Source organism: Gordonia hongkongensis (assembly GCF_023078355.1).
GTDB classification, from domain to species: Bacteria; Actinomycetota; Actinomycetes; order Mycobacteriales; family Mycobacteriaceae; genus Gordonia; species Gordonia hongkongensis.
Window position 1 is genome coordinate 1,687,409 of the sequence record NZ_CP095552.1, and the last position, 16,202, is coordinate 1,703,610.

The following is a 16,202-nucleotide window of genomic DNA, read 5'->3' on the forward strand; positions in this document are numbered from 1 at the left end:
CCCGCTCGCTGCGCTCCCGGCGCCCGGGAACCGAACTCCGCCGTGGTCAGTTGGATCAGCAGACTGTGTGTCGATTTCCGGGAGACCCGATCGGCTGTGCGATCGTGGTTCCCCTCGGGCGGTGTCCGCCCGAAAGTCGTCGGACCGGAGAGGGGAGTAGGGCAGGAATGCGTGTGGAGGGCCGGGATGCGGTGCGTCGGGAGTCGAGGCGGCCGAACCCGTGGAGGAACGGCCTCATGGCCTCGGCCGTGGCGGTCGCGTCGTCGGTGCTGCTGGCCGGCTGCATCGACCTGCCGTCGCTGACCAGGCCGGACATCCCGGAGGGCATCCCGCCGGGGGCAGGCGTGCCCCAGCCCTACATCGACATCAACGCACCCGGGCGTACCGCGGACAGGATGCACGACTGGGCCGTGCCCATCGCGGAGTCCACCGGTATCCCGGTCGTCTCGCTCCAGGCCTACGGCAACGCCGCCGAGATCCAGCGCCAGCAACACCCCGAGTGCGGGCTGAACTGGACCACGCTGGCGGGGATCGCCGGCGTCGAGAGCAAACACGGCCACTACCGCGGCTCCGACGTGGCCGACAACGGCGACGTCAACCCGCCCATCCGGGGCGTCAAACTCGACGGCACCCGCGGCAACATGGAGATCCTCGACACCGACGGCGGCGCACTCGACGGCGACGCCACCCACGATCGAGCGATGGGGCCGTTCCAGTTCATCCCGGAGACGTGGAAGCGCTACGGCGTCGACGCCAACGGTGACGGCGTCCCCGACCCCGACAACATCGACGACGCCGCCCTCTCGGCGGCCCGCTATCTGTGTGTCTCCGCCGGCAACGACATGACGACGCCGGAAGGGTGGGAGAAGGCCGTCCGGACCTACAACAACTCGATGGCCTACGTCCTCGACGTGCGCGATCACGCCAACGCCTACTCGATCAACGTCCGCTTCTGAACCCTGCCGGGAAGGGCTTCAGCGCTTGCGTCGACCTTGTCACGTGCGGCTTCGGCGCAGCCACTAGGCTCTTGCCTATCGGCCGGCACCAGAACCGGCCGTCGTCGGCGTAGGCGGCCCCGTCGGAGGACACATCTCCTGGGATCACGCCGACGAACTCGTCCACCGAGATTGGGGTGCAACCGTGGCAATCATCGAGCAGGTAGGTGCGCGTGAGATTCTCGATTCGCGGGGCAACCCGACGGTCGAGGTCGAGGTCGTCCTGGATGACGGCACCTTCACCCGGGCCGCCGTGCCGTCCGGGGCGTCGACCGGCGAACACGAGGCCGTCGAACTGCGCGACGGTGGCGACCGGTACCTGGGCAAGGGCGTCACCAAGGCCGTCGAGGGTGTCCTCGGGGAACTGGCCCCGGCCGTGATCGGGATCGAGGCCGAGGAACAGCGCCTCGTCGACCAGGCACTGCTCGACTGCGACGGCACCCCCGACAAGAGCCGTATCGGCGCCAACGCGCTGCTCGGTGTCTCGCTCGCGGTCGCCAAGGGCGCGGCCGAATCGGCCGGGCTGCCGCTGTTCCGTTACATCGGCGGACCCAACGCCCACATCCTGCCGGTGCCGATGATGAACATCATCAACGGTGGCGAGCACGCCGACAACGGCATCGACTTCCAGGAATTCATGATCGCCCCGGTCGGCGCGCCGACCTTCAAGGAGGCGCTGCGGTGCGGTGCCGAGGTCTACCACGCCCTCAAGGGCGTCCTGAGCAAGCAGGGCATGAGCACCGCACTCGGCGACGAGGGTGGCTTCGCCCCCGACCTGCCCAACACCGAGGCGGCCATCGCGGTCATCGGTGAGGCGGTCGGCAAGGCCGGCTACAACTTCGGCCGCGACGTCGTCATCGCGCTCGACGCCGCAGCGACCGAGTTCTTCTCGAACGGTGCCTACAAGCTCGAGGGCAAGGAACTCGGCGCCGACGAGATGGTGTCGTTTTACGAGAAGCTCATCAGCGACTTCCCGATCGTCTCGATCGAGGACGGTCTGTCCGAGGACGACTGGGACGGCTGGGCCAAGCTGACCGAGTCGATCGGCGATCGGGTGCAGCTCGTCGGTGACGACCTGTTCGTCACCAACCCCGAGCGTCTCGAGGAGGGGATCTCCAAGGGCATCGCCAACGCACTGCTCGTGAAGGTGAACCAGATCGGCACCCTGACCGAGACCCTCGACGCCGTCGCACTCGCGCACAACAACGGCTACAAGACGATGATGAGTCACCGGTCCGGTGAGACCGAGGACACCACCATCGCCGACCTCGCCGTCGCCTGCAGCTGTGGACAGATCAAGACCGGCGCCCCGGCCCGCTCCGAGCGCGTCGCCAAGTACAACCAGCTGCTGCGGATCGAGGAAGGACTCGGCGACGCGGCACGGTACGCGGGCGACCTCGCCTTCCCGCGTTTCTCGTTTGGTTCGTGATTAGCTGTCTGCATGGCTTCGCAGCGACGTCACCGCGGTGACGGGCGTCAGCGTGGGCGCGATGGTCGGGTAGACGCGCGCTCACGCGAACGTGCCCGTCGCACGCGGCGGCACGCTCGTCCTGCGTCGTCGACGGTGCCCGAGGAAGCGGTCGAGGCGGCTGGGCACGAGCTTCCCGCCGATCTCGACGCACCGGTCGCCGACGACACCTCGGATTCCGGGTTTCGTCGGGTGGCGCCGGAGCGCGTGCCTCGAACCCGCCGACGTCCGGCCCGCGCCGGCATCGGCGCCCGCCTGCGTGGTGTCGAGATGACCCCGGCCGGCCTTGCGACGCTCGTCATCACCGTCGTGGTGGTGTGCGTGGTGGCACTGACCCTCGCGATGCCGCTGCGGACGTACTTCAGTCAGCGTTCGGAATTCCGCCAGCTGACCGCGTCGAACGAGCAGCTGCAACGCGAGGTCGCGGACTATCAGCAGAAGGTCAACGAGCAGAACGATCCCGCCTACATCGAGGCCCAGGCGCGGACGCGTCTGCAGTTCGTCAAACCAGGAGAGATCCCGCTCGTGATGTTGTTCCCCGCCGACGAGGCACGGCGCGAGGCCGCCGAACGTGCCGAAGAGCGCGCCCGCGCACCGTGGTACGGAAATCTCTGGGACACGCTGTCGACCCCTCCCGGCGTGCAGTGAGCTCCTCCTCCGGCCACGGTGTCTCCGCGGAGGATCTCGCCACGGTTGCCGCCCAGCTCGGACGCGAACCGCGCGGGGTCCTCGAGATCAGCTACCGCACACCTGACGGGAAGCCCGCGGTCGTCAAGACCGCGCCCCGGCTGCCCGACGGCACACCGTTCCCGACGTTGTACTACCTGACCGATCCGCGGCTGACCGCCGAGGCGAGCCGCCAGGAGTCGGCCGGCGTCATGAAGGGCATGACCGCGCGCCTGCACGACGACGCCGAACTCGCCGCGGCGTACCGCCGTGCGCACGAGGACTATCTCGCCGAACGCGACGCGATCGAACCCCTCGGCACCGATTTCACCGGTGGCGGTATGCCGGACCGGGTGAAGTGCCTGCACGTCCTGATTGCGCACTCCCTCGCCAAGGGTCCGGGACTCAATCCGCTCGGTGACGAGGCGGTGGCGCTCGCGGCCGCGAACGGGTTGCGCGGCACCGCGATTCCGGAGGACTGGCCCGAGGCGTCGGACGCGGGGACCGACGAGTGACCGTCGTCGGAGCCGTGGACTGCGGCACCAACTCGATCCGCCTGCTCGTGGCGAAGCCGGGCCCGGACGGGCGACTCGTCGATCTCCATCGTGAGATGCGTGTGGTCCGACTGGGTTACGGCGTCGACGCGACCGGGATGTTCGCCGCGGAATCGATCGGGCGGACGCGCGTCGCCCTCAGCGACTATGTCGACACGATGGAAGCGCTCGGCGTCGAGAGAGTGCGGATGGTCGCCACCTCCGCGACCCGTGACGCGTCGAATCGCGACGAGTTCTTCGCCATGACCGCCGATCTGCTCGGGTGCGTGTCCGCCGGCGCGATCGCCGAGGTCATCACCGGCGACGAGGAGGCGCGGCTGTCGTTCCGCGGGGCAGTCGGCGAATTGGATTCGGCGGATGGGCCGTTCGTGGTCACCGACCTCGGCGGCGGTTCGACGGAAGTCGTCCTGGGCGATGCGGACGGGGTGACCGCGGCGTACTCGGCCGACATCGGGTGTGTTCGGCTGACCGAGCGTGCTCTGCCGTCCGACCCGCCCACGCCGGCCGAACTGGCCGCGGCGACCGAGTTCGCGCGCGAACGTCTCGCTGAGGCGTTCGCCGCGGTGCCGGTTCAGTCCGCTCGCACCTGGGTGGGCGTCGCCGGCACGATGACGACGCTCGCCGCGCTCGGTGCCGGCCTCCCCGAGTACGACTCGGACGCGATCCATCTGTCGACGATCTCGCTGCCCGAACTCGACCGGGTCTGCCGAAACCTGATCGGTATGACACGCGCCGACCGCGCGGCGCTCGGACCGATGCACCCCGGGCGCGTCGACGTCATCGGCGGCGGATCACTGATCACCCTCGAGCTCGCGAGAGTGCTGTCGGAAAGTGCCGGTATCGACGAACTAGTCGTGAGCGAACACGACATCCTCGACGGGATCGCGTTGGGAATACTCGACTGAGCGGTGCTCGATCCAGTTACCATGCGTCGCATGGCATACAACCTGCGTTGTCCCTGCGGTGAGTCCATCACGGCCCTCGAAGCCGACTTCGTGCCGTCGGTCCAGGCCCACCTCGCCGCCGAACATCCCGGCCGCGACTACAGCGAGACCGAGATCATGATGATGGCCATGACCGTTCCCGACCGTTCGGTGAAGTCCGACGGCTGAGCGGCGTCGGATCAGACGGCAGCCGGATCGCGCAGCGAGATGTTGTTGCACGCCTCGCAGACCGACTCGGGGATGACACCGCGGCGCTGCAGGAATCCGAAGATCGTGCAGCCCAGGCAGAAGCCGAAGACGGCCTCGAGAGTAGCGGCGGCGATCAGCACGCCCGTGGCGAGTTGGGCGGCGAGCCCGTAGCCGAGCAGGGTGAGCACGAAGGCGGTCCCGCTGACGACGAGGCCGATGGTCTGGGCGAACCGCTTGGGCGGCCCGGGGACCAGCTTCTCCTTGCGGATGATCTTCGGCACGAGGAAGCGCACCGAGAGTTGCCCGAAAGGCGACAGGGTCGGTCCCGATGCCACACGCAGCGCAAACCCCAGGGCGAGGATGCCGTAGAGCACGGGGGTGTTCACCGACACCGCGATGATCGCGAGGACGACGACCAACCCGGCGGTACTGCGCGCGGCGTAGTCGTTGACCGGGTTCGGGAACGTGAGGACAGAGCGCACCGACATCGGGCAACAACCTCCGGAGAGCGGGGACAATCGCCGACCAAGGTACGTGCGACGGCCCCATCGGGCAACGATTGCGCCCAGGGTGAATCGATCGGTGCCGGTCAGGACCCTGCGGTCGGGTCCATTCGCGGCTCGGACGCGGCGATGTCCCGCGGGTCGTCGACGTCCGGTTCGTCCTTGTCGGTCTCGCCGCCGTCGGAGGCGAGTTCAGCCTCGCGGGAGACCTCGCCCTCCTGGTCGATACCGGTCTGCTCACCGACGTCGATGCGGTCTGGCAGTTCGTCCATGTCCACTCCGGTCGCCTCTCTGGCCTGTTCGGATTCGGCGTACGGGGCCGAGGTGTCCACCTCGGACGATGCGTCCGCGAACTCGGCGTCGATGATGCCGCTCGCGTCGTATCGCGGGTGGGCGTCGGCTTTGGCCTTGCGGGCGGCCTCGCGCATCTCGAACCCGTCGGTCACGATCTCACCGATCTCGCGGGTCACGCCCGCGACGGCTCCGGTGATGATGGTCGCTATCCGGCCGACATGGGTGGCCGTGGACTCGATCAATTCCTGGAACAGATCCTTGTTGCGTTCGATGCTGTCGACCATCGCTTCGGGAATCCCCTGCAGTTGGTTGCGGCTGGAGCCTGATCGGTGTGCCCAGAGCCTACCCCCGGGGCACACCGATCAAACCGGCGTCAGGCGACCGAGGCGGGCTTCTCGCGCTCGACGATGACGGTCAGATCGTTGTCGTCGCGCGTCATCCAGTTGGGCAACGACAGCTTCGCGATCTTCTTCCAGGTCGACGCGAGCTGGTGGCTCAGCGAGCCGGTGTTGTACGGCAGTCCGTAGCGTTCGCAGATCTCCCGGACCTCCGCGGACATCTCGGGGTAGCGACTGGCCGGGATGTCGGGGAAGAGGTGGTGCTCGATCTGGTGCGAGAGGTTGCCGCTCATCACATGGAACAACGGGCTGCCGGTGATGTTGGCCGAACCGAGCATCTGCCGCAGGTACCACTGGCCCCGCGTCTCGTTCTGGCATTCCTCGGACGTGAATGTCTGTGCACCGCTGGGGAAGTGGCCGCAGAAGATGATCGAGTAGGTCCACACGTTGCGCACCAGGTTGGCGGTCGCGTTACCGATGAGGGTCGGAACGAAGAGCGGGCCCGTGAGCGCGGGGAAGACGACGTAGTCCTTGAGGACCTGACGACCGGCCTTGCGCCACATGCCTTTCACCAGGCCCTTGATGTCACTCCACTTGCGCTTGCCGGCGATGACGTTCTCGGCTTCGAGGTCGTGCAGCATGACGCCCCACTCGAAGAGCAGCATGAGTGCGGTCGCGTAGCCGAGGTTGCCCAGGTAGTAGGGGTTCCACTTCTGATCGCGGTCCATTCGCAGGATGCCGTAACCGATGTCGCGGTCCTCACCCAGGATGTTGGTGAAGGTGTGGTGCAGGTAGTTGTGGCTGTGCTTCCACTGATCGGCCGGACAGACGGTGTCCCACTCGAACTCGCGGGAGTTGTAGGTGTCCTCGCGCATCCAGTCGTACTGACCGTGCATGACGTTGTGGCCGATCTCCATGTTGTCGAGGATCTTCGACACCGAGAGGGCGCCTACCGCGGCGATCCATGCGGGCGGGAAGAACCCGAGGTACATGAGTGCGCGTCCGCCGATCTCGAAACCGCGCTGGGCGCGGATCACCGAGTAGAGGTAGTCGCGGTCCTTCTGGCCCAGGTCGGCGACGATCCGGGCCCGCAGGGCGTCGAGGTCCCGCCCGAGCGCCTCGACCTGCGCGTAGGACATGACGACGGTGTTGGGGTCGTCCGCGACCTTCTGGTCGGCGCCGACGCGGTGCAGCGCGGGCAGGTTGTCGTCGATGGTGGTCTCGACGTCACGGCTGATGTCGATGGTCATGGCATTGCCTCCTTCTCGGAGAGGAGATGTGGCTGGGAAGGGTGGATCTGGGGGATCAGCTCGCGGGCATCAGATGTCGATGTCGACCGAGCCGACCGGCGCGCTGATGCACAGCTGGATCTGGGTGTCGGACTCGTCGTCGATCTCGCCGGTCAGGACGTTGCGGGTGCACCCCGACTTCTTCGTCGCGACGCAGGAGAAGCAGATCCCCATCCGGCACCCGGATTCGGGCGTGAGCCCGGCCGTTTCGGCCTGGTCCAGGATCGGACGGCCGTCGTTGGCCGCCGACGTCCCCGACGAGGAGAACGTGACCTCGCCCTCGACGGAGTCGGGGTCGACGGCGGGGATGATCGGCGCGAAGGCCTCGCTGTGCAACGGCTGGCTGATGGCGAGTTCGGCATGGACCCGTGCGACCTCGTCCATGAGGGCGGCGGGGCCGCAGACGAACACGTCGGCGTCGGACAATCCCGGGATTCCCTCGAGGTGGTCGGCGCTGAAGTGTCCGTCGTCGCGCGTGTGGTAGAGGCGCAGGTCGAACCGGGGATGGCTGTCCGCGAGCTGACGCAACTCGTCGCGGTAGGCGACGTCGGCCGGGGTGCGCGCATAGTGCACGAACGTGATCGGTCCCGCGTACTGTCGGGCGACGAGTGTTCGCGCCATTGAGAGTACAGGTGTAATCCCGCTGCCGCCGCTGACGAAGACCGCCGACGTCGGGTCGGTGTCGGGAAGCACGAACTCGCCGTCGGCGGCGGACAGCCCGACGACGTCCCCGGCGCGGGCGTGCTCACGAAGGTGGGTGGACACGAAGCCGTCGTCGTGTGCGGTGATGGTCAGCTCGATCTCGCCGTGCGGGCCCGCGGCGGCGTTGGCCGGCGAGAAGCAGCGGGTGTGCCGAACGCCGTCGATGACGACCTTGAGCTGCACGAACTGGCCGGCCTCGTGGCCTCGCCACTGACGGGTCGGACGAATGGTGAGGCGGACGGTGCGCGCCGTGGGACGCTCGACATGGGTGATCTCGCCGCGCAGATCGCGCCAGGTGATCATCGGATCGAGCAACTCGAGGTAACGGTCGACCGGATGCGGCGACAGCGCTGCCTCCACGATCGAACCGACCAGACGGCTCCACCGGCCGGGCTCGGCGCCGGTGCCGGCGCGGGTCTGGTCCTGGGGTGTGCGGATGCTCATGGGCTGGGCTCCGTTCGGTCCGTTTCGGTGTACATGTGTACGCCGACAAGTGTGACACAGCGCGATGGTCGATCGTCAAGTGTTCGCTGATGTGACTGCCGTCACGACACCGCCTGTGCCTCTCCGCCGCGTCGGCTGACCCGACGCATAGACTCGGGTGCGTGACACGCACGCGAGAGCCGAGCCGGCGCGATGCGCAGACCCGTGCGGACCGCAAGAACCAGACGCGACAGGCGTTGCTGGACACCACGCGGTCACTGGTCGGCGAGCGCAGTTTCGGCAGCATCAGCCTCCGTGAGGTCGCCCGTGGCGCCGGGATCGTGCCGACCGCCTTCTATCGCCACTTCGCATCGATGGAGGATCTCGGGGTCACCGTCGTCGAGGACTCGATGCGCGTCCTGCGACGGGCGCTGCGTGAGGGACGACGCGACCTGGCGGCGCGTGACGCCTTGCCCACCGCACAGAACTCGCTGGCCATCCTGCTGCGGCACGTCCGCGAGAACGAGTCGCAATTCCGGTTCCTGGTGCGCGAGCAGCGGGGCGGCATCGCCGAGATCCGTCGCGCGATCGACACCGAACTCCGGTTGTTCTCCAAGGAACTCGCGATCGATCTCGCCCGGATCCCGGACCTGGCACGGTGGCAGTCCGACGACCTCGAACTGGCAGCGGAGCTGATCGTCATCATCATGCTCACCGCGGTGGCCGATCTGCTCGACGGTGAGTATCGCGGACGTTCCGCCGAGCAGGAGATCGTCGAGCGCACCGAGCGACAACTCGTGATGGTCTTCCTCGGTATGGGTCAATGGCGCCCGTCGACCGATTGAGCGGCGGGGATCGGACGTCCTGGTAGTTGCCGGCCTACAGCTTGTCGGCGCTCTCGGTGAGTCCCGACCCGCTGGGCGGGAGTAGCGGGCGAGGTGGCAGCGGGGAGGAGTAGACCACGTTGGTCGTGACGCTGCCGAGGGTTCCGACCATGCCGCTGACCCGTTCCAGGTGCTTCATGTCGGTGGCGACGACCTTCATGATGAAGCAGTCGTCGCCGGTAACGTGATGCGCCTCGATGACTTCGGGTAGCCCTGCGAGCAGGGTGTGCAACGGCTCGTACCTGCTGCTGGGATACCGCAGCCGTAGGAAGGCCAGGATCGCGAACCCGAGCCGCTCGGGGTCGACGCTGGCGCTGTAGCCGCTGATCACCCCGGATTCTTCGAGGCGGGCTTCGAGACCGATGCGTCCGACGTGCACGCCGATCAGGAACGCGGTGTGAACTTCGTCTTGATCGACTCACGAGGTGAGGCGGCGTGGGCGCAGGGGCGCATCGTCGGAGCCGTGCACATGCCGACGTTCCAGATCGCCGCGCGCGCCGTCGACGAGATAGCAACGAGCACACCGGTTGTGACGTACTGCTGGGGGCCCGGATGCAATGGTTCGACGCGGGCCGCGCTGGAGTTCGCCAAGCTGGGTTACCGGGTCAAGGAGATGATCGGCGGTTACGAGTACTGGGCGCGCGAGGGCTACCCCGTCGAGAATGATCACAGCCGGATCATCCGGTCCAAAGACCCGCTCACCGTGCCACTGGACTCGGTGGTCTGTGACTGCTGAAACAGTCGTATCCGCCGACGCCTAGCGGCCGGGCCCCGCGGTTGTCGATTTGCCCCCAGGGCGATTTCAACTGTGGTCCGTCGACGCGATGGTGCCGGACACTGGGCCGAGGCACCGCGCCGGCCCACTCGCCTTGAGGCGGGAGTCGAGGCGGTGTCGTGCTCGTCACGTGCCGACCCGACCGAAAGGTGCCCTCGCGGTGTCTCTGCATTTCCACTGGTTCCTGCCCACCTACGGCGACTCGCGCAATCTGATCGCGGGCGGACACGGCAGCCAGATGACAGGGGACCGGCCGGCCGATCTGCGGTACCTCAAACAGCTCGCCGGCGCCGCCGAGGCCAACGGCTTCGAAGCCGTCCTGACCCCGGCAGGTCTCTGGTGCGAGGACGCCTGGCTGACCACCGCCGCTCTGATCGACGCCACCGAGAGCCTCAAATTCCTGGTGGCGTTCCGCCCCGGGCTCATCTCGCCGACGCTGGCCGCCCAGATGGCCGCCACGTTCCAGTGGCATTCGCAGGGCCGCCTTCTGGTCAACGTCGTCACCGGCGGCGAGTCGAGTGAACAGCGCGCCTTCGGCGACTTCCTGGCGAAGAACGCGCGGTACGAGCGTTGCGACGAGTACCTGGAGATCATCCGGCGGCTCTGGACCGAGGAAGAACCCGTCGACGTGGTGGGGAAGTACCTGCGCGTCGAGGGTGCGCAGCTCGGACGCCGTCCCGATCCGACGCCGGAGATCTTCTTCGGCGGATCGTCGCCGGCCGCCGGTGACGTCGCCGCCAAGCACGCCGACACCTACCTCACCTGGGGCGAACGTCCGGACGCGGTGGCCGAGAAGATCGCGTGGGTCAACGGCCTCGCGGCCGCGCAGGGCCGGGAACTCTCGCACGGCATCCGTTTTCACGTGATCGCCCGCGAGACGTCGGAGCAGGCCTGGGCCGAGGCGGCCCGTCTGCTCGGTGCGCTCGATCCGGCGCAGGTCGCGACCGCCCAGCAGAATCTGGCGCGCTCGGAGTCCGAGGGTCAGCGACGTATGTCCGAACTCCACGGTCGTGGAGCTGGTTTCGCCGACCACAACGATCCGCACTCGCTGGAGATCCACCCCGGCGTGTGGGCCGGGGTCGGACTCGTCCGTGGTGGTGCGGGTACGGCGCTGGTCGGCTCCTACGACGAAGTGGCCGCACTCATCGCCGAGTACGCCGCGCTCGGACTCGACCACTTCATCCTGTCGGGCTATCCGCATCTCGAAGAGGCGTACCACTTCGGAGACGGGGTCCGGCCCGCTCTCGCCCGGCTCGGACTGCTCGACCCGGCGTCGGCCGGCCCGTCCGTGGCCGTGCGCACCGCGTTCCTGCCGCGTCTGCAGGCCGCATCATCCTGATCGACAACACTTTTCACCTTCACCACGTCCCTTCTCGCCATGTAACCGACACCTCGCGGAGGTAGCCATGTCCACCGAGTCCATCGCGGACCAGATCAAGTTCGCCTACTGGGTGCCCAACGTCAGCGGTGGCCTGGTCACCAGCACCATCGAGCAACGCACCGGCTGGGACTACGACTACAACGTCAAACTCGCGCAGACCGCCGAGAACAACGGTTTCGAGTACGCGCTGTCGCAGGTGCGGTACGAGGCGAGCTACGGAGCCGAATACCAGCACGAATCCACCAGTTTCAGCCTCGCACTCCTGCTCGCCACGCAGCGGCTGAAGGTGATCGCGGCGGTGCACCCGGGGCTCTGGCATCCGGCCGTCCTGGCCAAGCTCGGCGCCACCGCCGACCATCTGTCCAAGGGTCGCTTCGCGATCAACGTCGTCAGCGGCTGGTTCAAGGACGAGTTCACCCACCTCGGCGAGCCGTGGCTCGAGCACGACGAGCGGTACCGGCGCAGCGGAGAGTTCCTCGAGGTGATCCGCAAGATCTGGACCGAGGACGAGGTCGATTACCGCGGCGACTTCTACCGCATCCACGACTTCACGCTGAAGCCCAAGCCGCTCAACACCGTCGAGCGTCCGAACCCCGAGCTGTTCCAGGGCGGGAACTCCTCGGCCGCCCGCAACAACGGCGGACGCTACGCGGACTGGTACTTCTCCAACGGCAAGGACTTCGACGGCGTGACCGAGCAGCTCGACGACCTCCGCGCCGTCGCACGTGCCCACGAGCGCGAGGTGAAATTCGGGCTCAACGGCTTCATCATCGCGCGGGACACCGAGAAAGAGGCCCGCGACACTCTGCGCGAGATCGTCGAGAAGGCGAATCGCCCTGCGGTGGAGGGCTTCCGGGACGCCGTCCAGCAGGCCGGGAACTCGACAGGCGACAAGAAGGGCATGTGGGCCGACTCGTCGTTCGAGGACCTCGTCCAGTACAACGACGGCTTCCGGACCCAGCTGATCGGCACCCCGGAGCAGGTGGCCGAACGCATCGTCGCCTACAAGCGTCTGGGCATCGACCTGATCCTCGGCGGCTTCCTGCACTTCCAGGAGGAGATCGAGTACTTCGGTGAGAAGGTGCTGCCTCTGGTGCGCGAGATCGAGGGCGCCCAGAGCGACACCGCCCCGACGCCTGCGGGAGTGGCGTGACCGCAGTGAGCCAGGCGCGGGTCCGGTCCGCCGTGCGGATCGGGTCCGAGGCCGAGGCGCTGTCGATGGCGCGCGAATTGGCCGCCGAATTCGCGGTCGGAGCGGCCGAGCGCGACCGCGAACGTCGGTTGCCCCATGCCGAGATCGACCGTCTGTCGCAGTCGGGGCTGCTGGCACTCACCGTCCCGGCTCGGTTCGGTGGTCTCGACCTGCGTCCCAGTGCGCTCGCCGAGGTGGTGTCCATCCTGGCCGCCGCGGACGCGAGCATCGCGCAGATCCCGCACAGCCACTTCGTCTACCTCAACCTCGTCCGCCTGTCCGCGGGAGAAGTGTTGCAGGAGCGCATCTTCGCCGACGTCCTCGCCGGCGGACGGGTGGCCAACGCGCAGTCCGAGCGGGGCGGCAAGACCATCGCCGACATCTCGACACGGTTGAGTCCGGTGGCCGATCGAGCATCGACGCTATTCGTCCTCGACGGTGAGAAGTTCTATTGCACCGGTTCGTTGTTCGCGGACACCCTCGCCGTCCTCGCGCGGTTGGACGTCGCCGTCGGCGACGTCGCGCCCGGGGAGTACGTGGCGTTCGTCCCGGCCGATGCCGACGGCGTGGAGATCGTCGACGACTGGGATGCGGTGGGACAGCGCACGACCGGCTCGGGGACCGTCCGGTTCAGCGGGGTCGGCGTGGGTCTCGCGGATCTGGTGGCGCGTGCACCGGCAACGTCTGCGCCCACCGGTTACGGCGCCTTCGCCCAGCTGCTCCACGTGGCGATCGACGTCGGTATCGCCCGCGGTGCGCTGCGCGCGGCGTCGGAGTTCGTGCGTACGAAGTCGCGACCGTGGTTCGAGGCGAATGTCGAACGAGCAGTGGATGATCCGCTGTTGGTGCAGCGCTTCGGCGAGTTGGAGGTCGAGGTCGCGACCGCCGAGGCGACCCTCGCCGCGGCCGGTCGAAGAGTCGACGCGGCGGTGGGAGGTACCCCGGAATCGCCCTCGCGCGAGTTGGTCGCGGAGGCCTCGATCGCAGTCGCGACGGCGAAGGTGGTGGCCGACCGGGTGGCCCCCTCGGTGGCGTCGGCCCTGTTCGAGGTGAGCGGGACCCGCAGTGCCGCCGGTGGCGGGGGTCTGGATCGCTTCTGGCGCGACGCCCGGACGCACACGCTGCACGACCCCGTGCGATGGAAGTACCAGCACATCGGGCGCTGGGTTCTGCGCGGCGAGGAGCCGCCCCTGCACGGCGTGATCTGACCGGGGGGCGTCCGGCGTCGGCGTCAGAGGTAGCGGCCGACGAGCGGCACGGCCTTCTTTGGGGTTTTCGCGTTGAAACCGTCGCCGATCGCACGCAGTTTCCACTCGCCGCCGTCGCGGGAGATGACCGCCATCGCGACCGCGGTGAACGGCATCCCGCCCTTGAGGGTGTAACGGGCCAGCTCGGCGGAGGTCGTCTCGTCGACGAGCCGGCAGTAGGCGTTCTCGATCTTCTCGAACGTGTGGCCCCGGTACGACGTGACGATGAACATCAACGCGTCGATCTGGGGTGGGACCGACTGCAGCGCAACGCGGATGACCTCGTCGTCGCCCTCGCCTTCACCGGTGAGGTTGTCGCCGGAGTGCAGGATCGAACGGTTCTTGCTGTTGAGGTGACCGTAGTAGACGGTCTCGACGCATTTCCCGCCCGATAACATGAGCACCGAGGCGTCGAGGTCGATCGAGCCCCCGCGCCCGAATCCGCCGCGCACCGGATCCCACCCGAGTCCCATCTGGATGTCGGTGAGTGCCACGCCACCCTCCTTGCGGAGGGTGACCTTCTGGCCTTTCGCCAAGCTCACCGGGGCGCCCTTGCGCATACTGACTTCCGCGGGCTGCGCGGGTGCCGGGGGCGCGGGAGTGGGCGGCGCCGCCGCCGGGGGCGCGGGTGCCGGGGGAGTCGGCGCCGACGGCCGCGAGTAGCTGATCGGCGTGGGCGGGGCGGGCGTCGGTTGCGGCTCGTCGTCGACGCTCACCCCGTGGTCGCGGACCAGGTCGGCGAAACCGCCCGCGTATCCCTGACCGACGGCACGTACCTTCCACTCGCCGTTGCGCCGGTACACCTCGAGGGCGATGACCACCGACTCGCTGGTGAGGCCGGTGACGGTGAAGTCGTACAGCGCCCGGCCCGCTTCGTCGGTGACGTGAGCGACCGGCGGTGCGAAACGGCCGAAGGTCGACGACGCGTCGTCGAGCGTGATGACCGCGCGGACCGCGTCGATGTCTGCAGGTACTCGAGCGGTCGAGATGTGCAGTCGCGCAGAACCTGCGGCGGCCTGTTCCAGCCGGACGCCGGGCCCGGTCGGCTGGTTGTAGAAGACGAAGTCGTCGTCGGTACGCACCACCCCCCGGTCGGTGACCAGCAGGGCCGACAGGTCGGCGGCGGTCGCGAGGTCCACCGTGACGATGACATCGGGGGTCGGCAACGGGCCGTTCTGGCCTTTGGTCAGAGCAGACATCTCCGGGCGATTCCTCATTTCAGTCGGGCCGAATACGCACAGCGTAGTCATGTGAGGCGGCGACCCGCGTCTGAAGACCACCCGACCGAGAGGGGGCGACGACAATACGATGTTGGCTCTTTCGTGGAGGGTGGTTTTCAGCGCCAGGTTGGTCAGTGGGTGTGACCCCGGTCCCAGCAAGGTTCCGATTGGGTATACAGCCTGGTCCCTGGTGCGTAACCGTCCTAGTCTCATGTGTCTGAAGTGACTCAGGAGACAGATGTGAAAGTTGTGACCAGGATCGGCGTGGTGTTCTGCGCGGTGGCGATGTCGATGGTGATCGGCACGGGCTCGGCGACGGCGATACCGCTCCCCGTGCTGCCGCCGCTGCCGGAGCCCTTCGCCACGTGGTTCAAGCCACCGGAACCACTCGACAAGAAGCTCACGAAGAGCTATGCCGCACTGACGAAGTCGATGCGCAAGTCCTTGCCCGGCCAACTCGGGATCGCGATCGTGCCCGTCGGCGGGGACGAGGTCATCTCCCTCGGGTCGCTCAAATCGGGACGTGCATGGTCGACGATGAAGGTTCCGGTGTCGCTCGCCGCGCAGCGCGAGCGCGGTCCGGCGGTCGCCGCGATGGAGGACAAGGCGATCACGTTCTCCGACAACGATGCAGCCGGCGAATTGTGGGGGGTGCTCGGCGGCGGACATGCGTCCGTCGACGCTGTCAGTGCGGTTCTCCGTGAGGGCCACGACGTCCGGACGCACGTGTCCTCCGAGGTCGACAACCCCCCGTCGTACCCCGGTCACACCGCCTGGGCGCTGCGCGACCAGGCGATCTTCGGCGCCCACCTGCCGTGTCTGCCCGACAGCGAACACCTCATCCGGCTGATGAGCGCCGTCGCCCCGAATCAGCAGTGGGGTATCGCGAAGGTGGGGCGCAGTCAGGGAGCGGTGACCGCGGTCAAGGGTGGCTGGGGTCCGGCGACGTCGAAGTCGTCGGCGCACCTGGTGCGGCAACTGGGCATCATCACCACGACCAGCGGCCAGGTCGCGGTGTCGATGGCGGCGATCCCGCGGAGTGGATCGTTCACCGACGGGACCAAGATGCTGACCCGGCTCGGCAATTGGCTCGGAAAGAACCTGGCCGACCTCCCCAAAGGTCGATGCTGATCGCGGG

The 16,202-nt window shown here is 67.8% G+C and carries 18 protein-coding genes; 12 read left to right on the forward strand and 6 right to left on the reverse strand.

The genetic code is table 11. The features are described 5' to 3' along the window. Positions 1-167 precede the first annotated feature (167 nt). From MVF96_RS07650 to MVF96_RS07675, 6 genes are all read left to right on the forward strand, one after another. Positions 168-956: a lytic transglycosylase domain-containing protein gene (locus MVF96_RS07650; RefSeq protein WP_065631991.1), complete on the forward strand. Its 789-nt coding sequence runs from the start codon at positions 168-170 to the stop codon at positions 954-956. Between the two features lie 184 nt (positions 957-1,140). Then, positions 1,141-2,424 carry a phosphopyruvate hydratase gene (eno, locus tag MVF96_RS07655; RefSeq protein ID WP_058250807.1) on the forward strand — a complete coding sequence of 428 codons (1,284 nt, stop codon included), beginning with the start codon at positions 1,141-1,143 and terminating at the stop codon, positions 2,422-2,424. 12 nt (positions 2,425-2,436) lie between these two features. After that, the gene (locus tag MVF96_RS07660) at positions 2,437-3,111 is read left to right on the forward strand and encodes a septum formation initiator family protein (protein ID WP_247451812.1); all 675 of its coding nucleotides are present in this window, start codon (positions 2,437-2,439) and stop codon (positions 3,109-3,111) included. Next, complete coding sequence (locus MVF96_RS07665) at positions 3,108-3,644, forward strand: DUF501 domain-containing protein (protein WP_165630283.1); 537 nt, start codon at positions 3,108-3,110, stop codon at positions 3,642-3,644. The genes MVF96_RS07660 and MVF96_RS07665 overlap by 4 nt, the downstream gene beginning before the upstream one ends. After that, the gene (locus tag MVF96_RS07670; protein WP_165630282.1) at positions 3,641-4,588 is read left to right on the forward strand and encodes a Ppx/GppA phosphatase family protein; all 948 of its coding nucleotides are present in this window, start codon (positions 3,641-3,643) and stop codon (positions 4,586-4,588) included. Before MVF96_RS07665 ends, MVF96_RS07670 begins: the two co-directional genes overlap by 4 nt. Before the next feature lie 30 nt (positions 4,589-4,618). Further along, on the forward strand, positions 4,619-4,795 hold the full coding sequence (locus MVF96_RS07675; protein WP_171011688.1) for a hypothetical protein: 177 nt from the start codon (positions 4,619-4,621) through the stop codon (positions 4,793-4,795). An 11-nt stretch (positions 4,796-4,806) separates the two neighbouring features. Here the strand turns inward: MVF96_RS07675 and MVF96_RS07680 are convergent, their stop codons facing one another. The 4 genes from MVF96_RS07680 to MVF96_RS07695 form a co-directional block, all read right to left on the reverse strand. Beyond that, positions 4,807-5,304 carry a DUF4395 domain-containing protein gene (locus MVF96_RS07680; RefSeq protein WP_205333102.1) on the reverse strand — a complete coding sequence of 166 codons (498 nt, stop codon included), beginning with the start codon at positions 5,302-5,304 and terminating at the stop codon, positions 4,807-4,809. A 101-nt stretch (positions 5,305-5,405) separates the two neighbouring features. Next, positions 5,406-5,897, reverse strand: coding sequence for a hypothetical protein (locus MVF96_RS07685; protein WP_205333103.1), 492 nt, complete (start codon positions 5,895-5,897; stop codon positions 5,406-5,408). Between the two features lie 89 nt (positions 5,898-5,986). After that, on the reverse strand, positions 5,987-7,201 hold the full coding sequence (locus tag MVF96_RS07690; RefSeq protein ID WP_205333104.1) for a fatty acid desaturase family protein: 1,215 nt from the start codon (positions 7,199-7,201) through the stop codon (positions 5,987-5,989). Positions 7,202-7,270: 69 nt separating this feature from the next. Continuing rightward, a complete protein-coding gene (locus MVF96_RS07695) occupies positions 7,271-8,386 on the reverse strand; it encodes a ferredoxin reductase (RefSeq protein ID WP_205333105.1) in 1,116 nt (371 codons plus the stop codon). A 161-nt stretch (positions 8,387-8,547) separates the two neighbouring features. Here MVF96_RS07695 and MVF96_RS07700 point away from each other — a divergent pair, with 161 nt between their 5' ends. Next, positions 8,548-9,210 (forward strand): TetR family transcriptional regulator, encoded by a 663-nt coding sequence (locus MVF96_RS07700; RefSeq protein WP_058250799.1) that lies wholly within the window; start codon positions 8,548-8,550, stop codon positions 9,208-9,210. Positions 9,211-9,244: 34 nt separating this feature from the next. Here MVF96_RS07700 and MVF96_RS07705 read toward each other — a convergent pair whose 3' ends face one another. Beyond that, positions 9,245-9,628 (reverse strand): Lrp/AsnC family transcriptional regulator, encoded by a 384-nt coding sequence (locus MVF96_RS07705; RefSeq protein ID WP_247451813.1) that lies wholly within the window; start codon positions 9,626-9,628, stop codon positions 9,245-9,247. Positions 9,629-9,646: 18 nt separating this feature from the next. Between MVF96_RS07705 and MVF96_RS07710 the strand changes: the two genes are divergently transcribed. The 4 genes from MVF96_RS07710 to MVF96_RS07725 all read left to right on the forward strand — a co-directional run bounded on the left by MVF96_RS07710 (position 9,647) and on the right by MVF96_RS07725 (position 13,805). Beyond that, the gene (locus MVF96_RS07710) at positions 9,647-9,985 is read left to right on the forward strand and encodes a rhodanese-like domain-containing protein (protein ID WP_247451814.1); all 339 of its coding nucleotides are present in this window, start codon (positions 9,647-9,649) and stop codon (positions 9,983-9,985) included. Positions 9,986-10,184: 199 nt separating this feature from the next. Next, a complete protein-coding gene (locus MVF96_RS07715) occupies positions 10,185-11,363 on the forward strand; it encodes an LLM class flavin-dependent oxidoreductase (protein ID WP_078112211.1) in 1,179 nt (392 codons plus the stop codon). A 67-nt stretch (positions 11,364-11,430) separates the two neighbouring features. Continuing rightward, the gene (sfnG, locus tag MVF96_RS07720; RefSeq protein WP_247451815.1) at positions 11,431-12,558 is read left to right on the forward strand and encodes a dimethylsulfone monooxygenase SfnG; all 1,128 of its coding nucleotides are present in this window, start codon (positions 11,431-11,433) and stop codon (positions 12,556-12,558) included. After that, on the forward strand, positions 12,555-13,805 hold the full coding sequence (locus tag MVF96_RS07725) for an SfnB family sulfur acquisition oxidoreductase (RefSeq protein WP_247451816.1): 1,251 nt from the start codon (positions 12,555-12,557) through the stop codon (positions 13,803-13,805). Before sfnG ends, MVF96_RS07725 begins: the two co-directional genes overlap by 4 nt. Before the next feature lie 23 nt (positions 13,806-13,828). Here MVF96_RS07725 and MVF96_RS07730 read toward each other — a convergent pair whose 3' ends face one another. Then, positions 13,829-15,043 carry a TerD family protein gene (locus MVF96_RS07730; protein WP_247451817.1) on the reverse strand — a complete coding sequence of 405 codons (1,215 nt, stop codon included), beginning with the start codon at positions 15,041-15,043 and terminating at the stop codon, positions 13,829-13,831. Between the two features lie 306 nt (positions 15,044-15,349). Between MVF96_RS07730 and MVF96_RS07735 the strand changes: the two genes are divergently transcribed. After that, on the forward strand, positions 15,350-16,195 hold the full coding sequence (locus MVF96_RS07735) for a hypothetical protein (protein ID WP_176455889.1): 846 nt from the start codon (positions 15,350-15,352) through the stop codon (positions 16,193-16,195). Positions 16,196-16,202 lie beyond the last annotated feature (7 nt).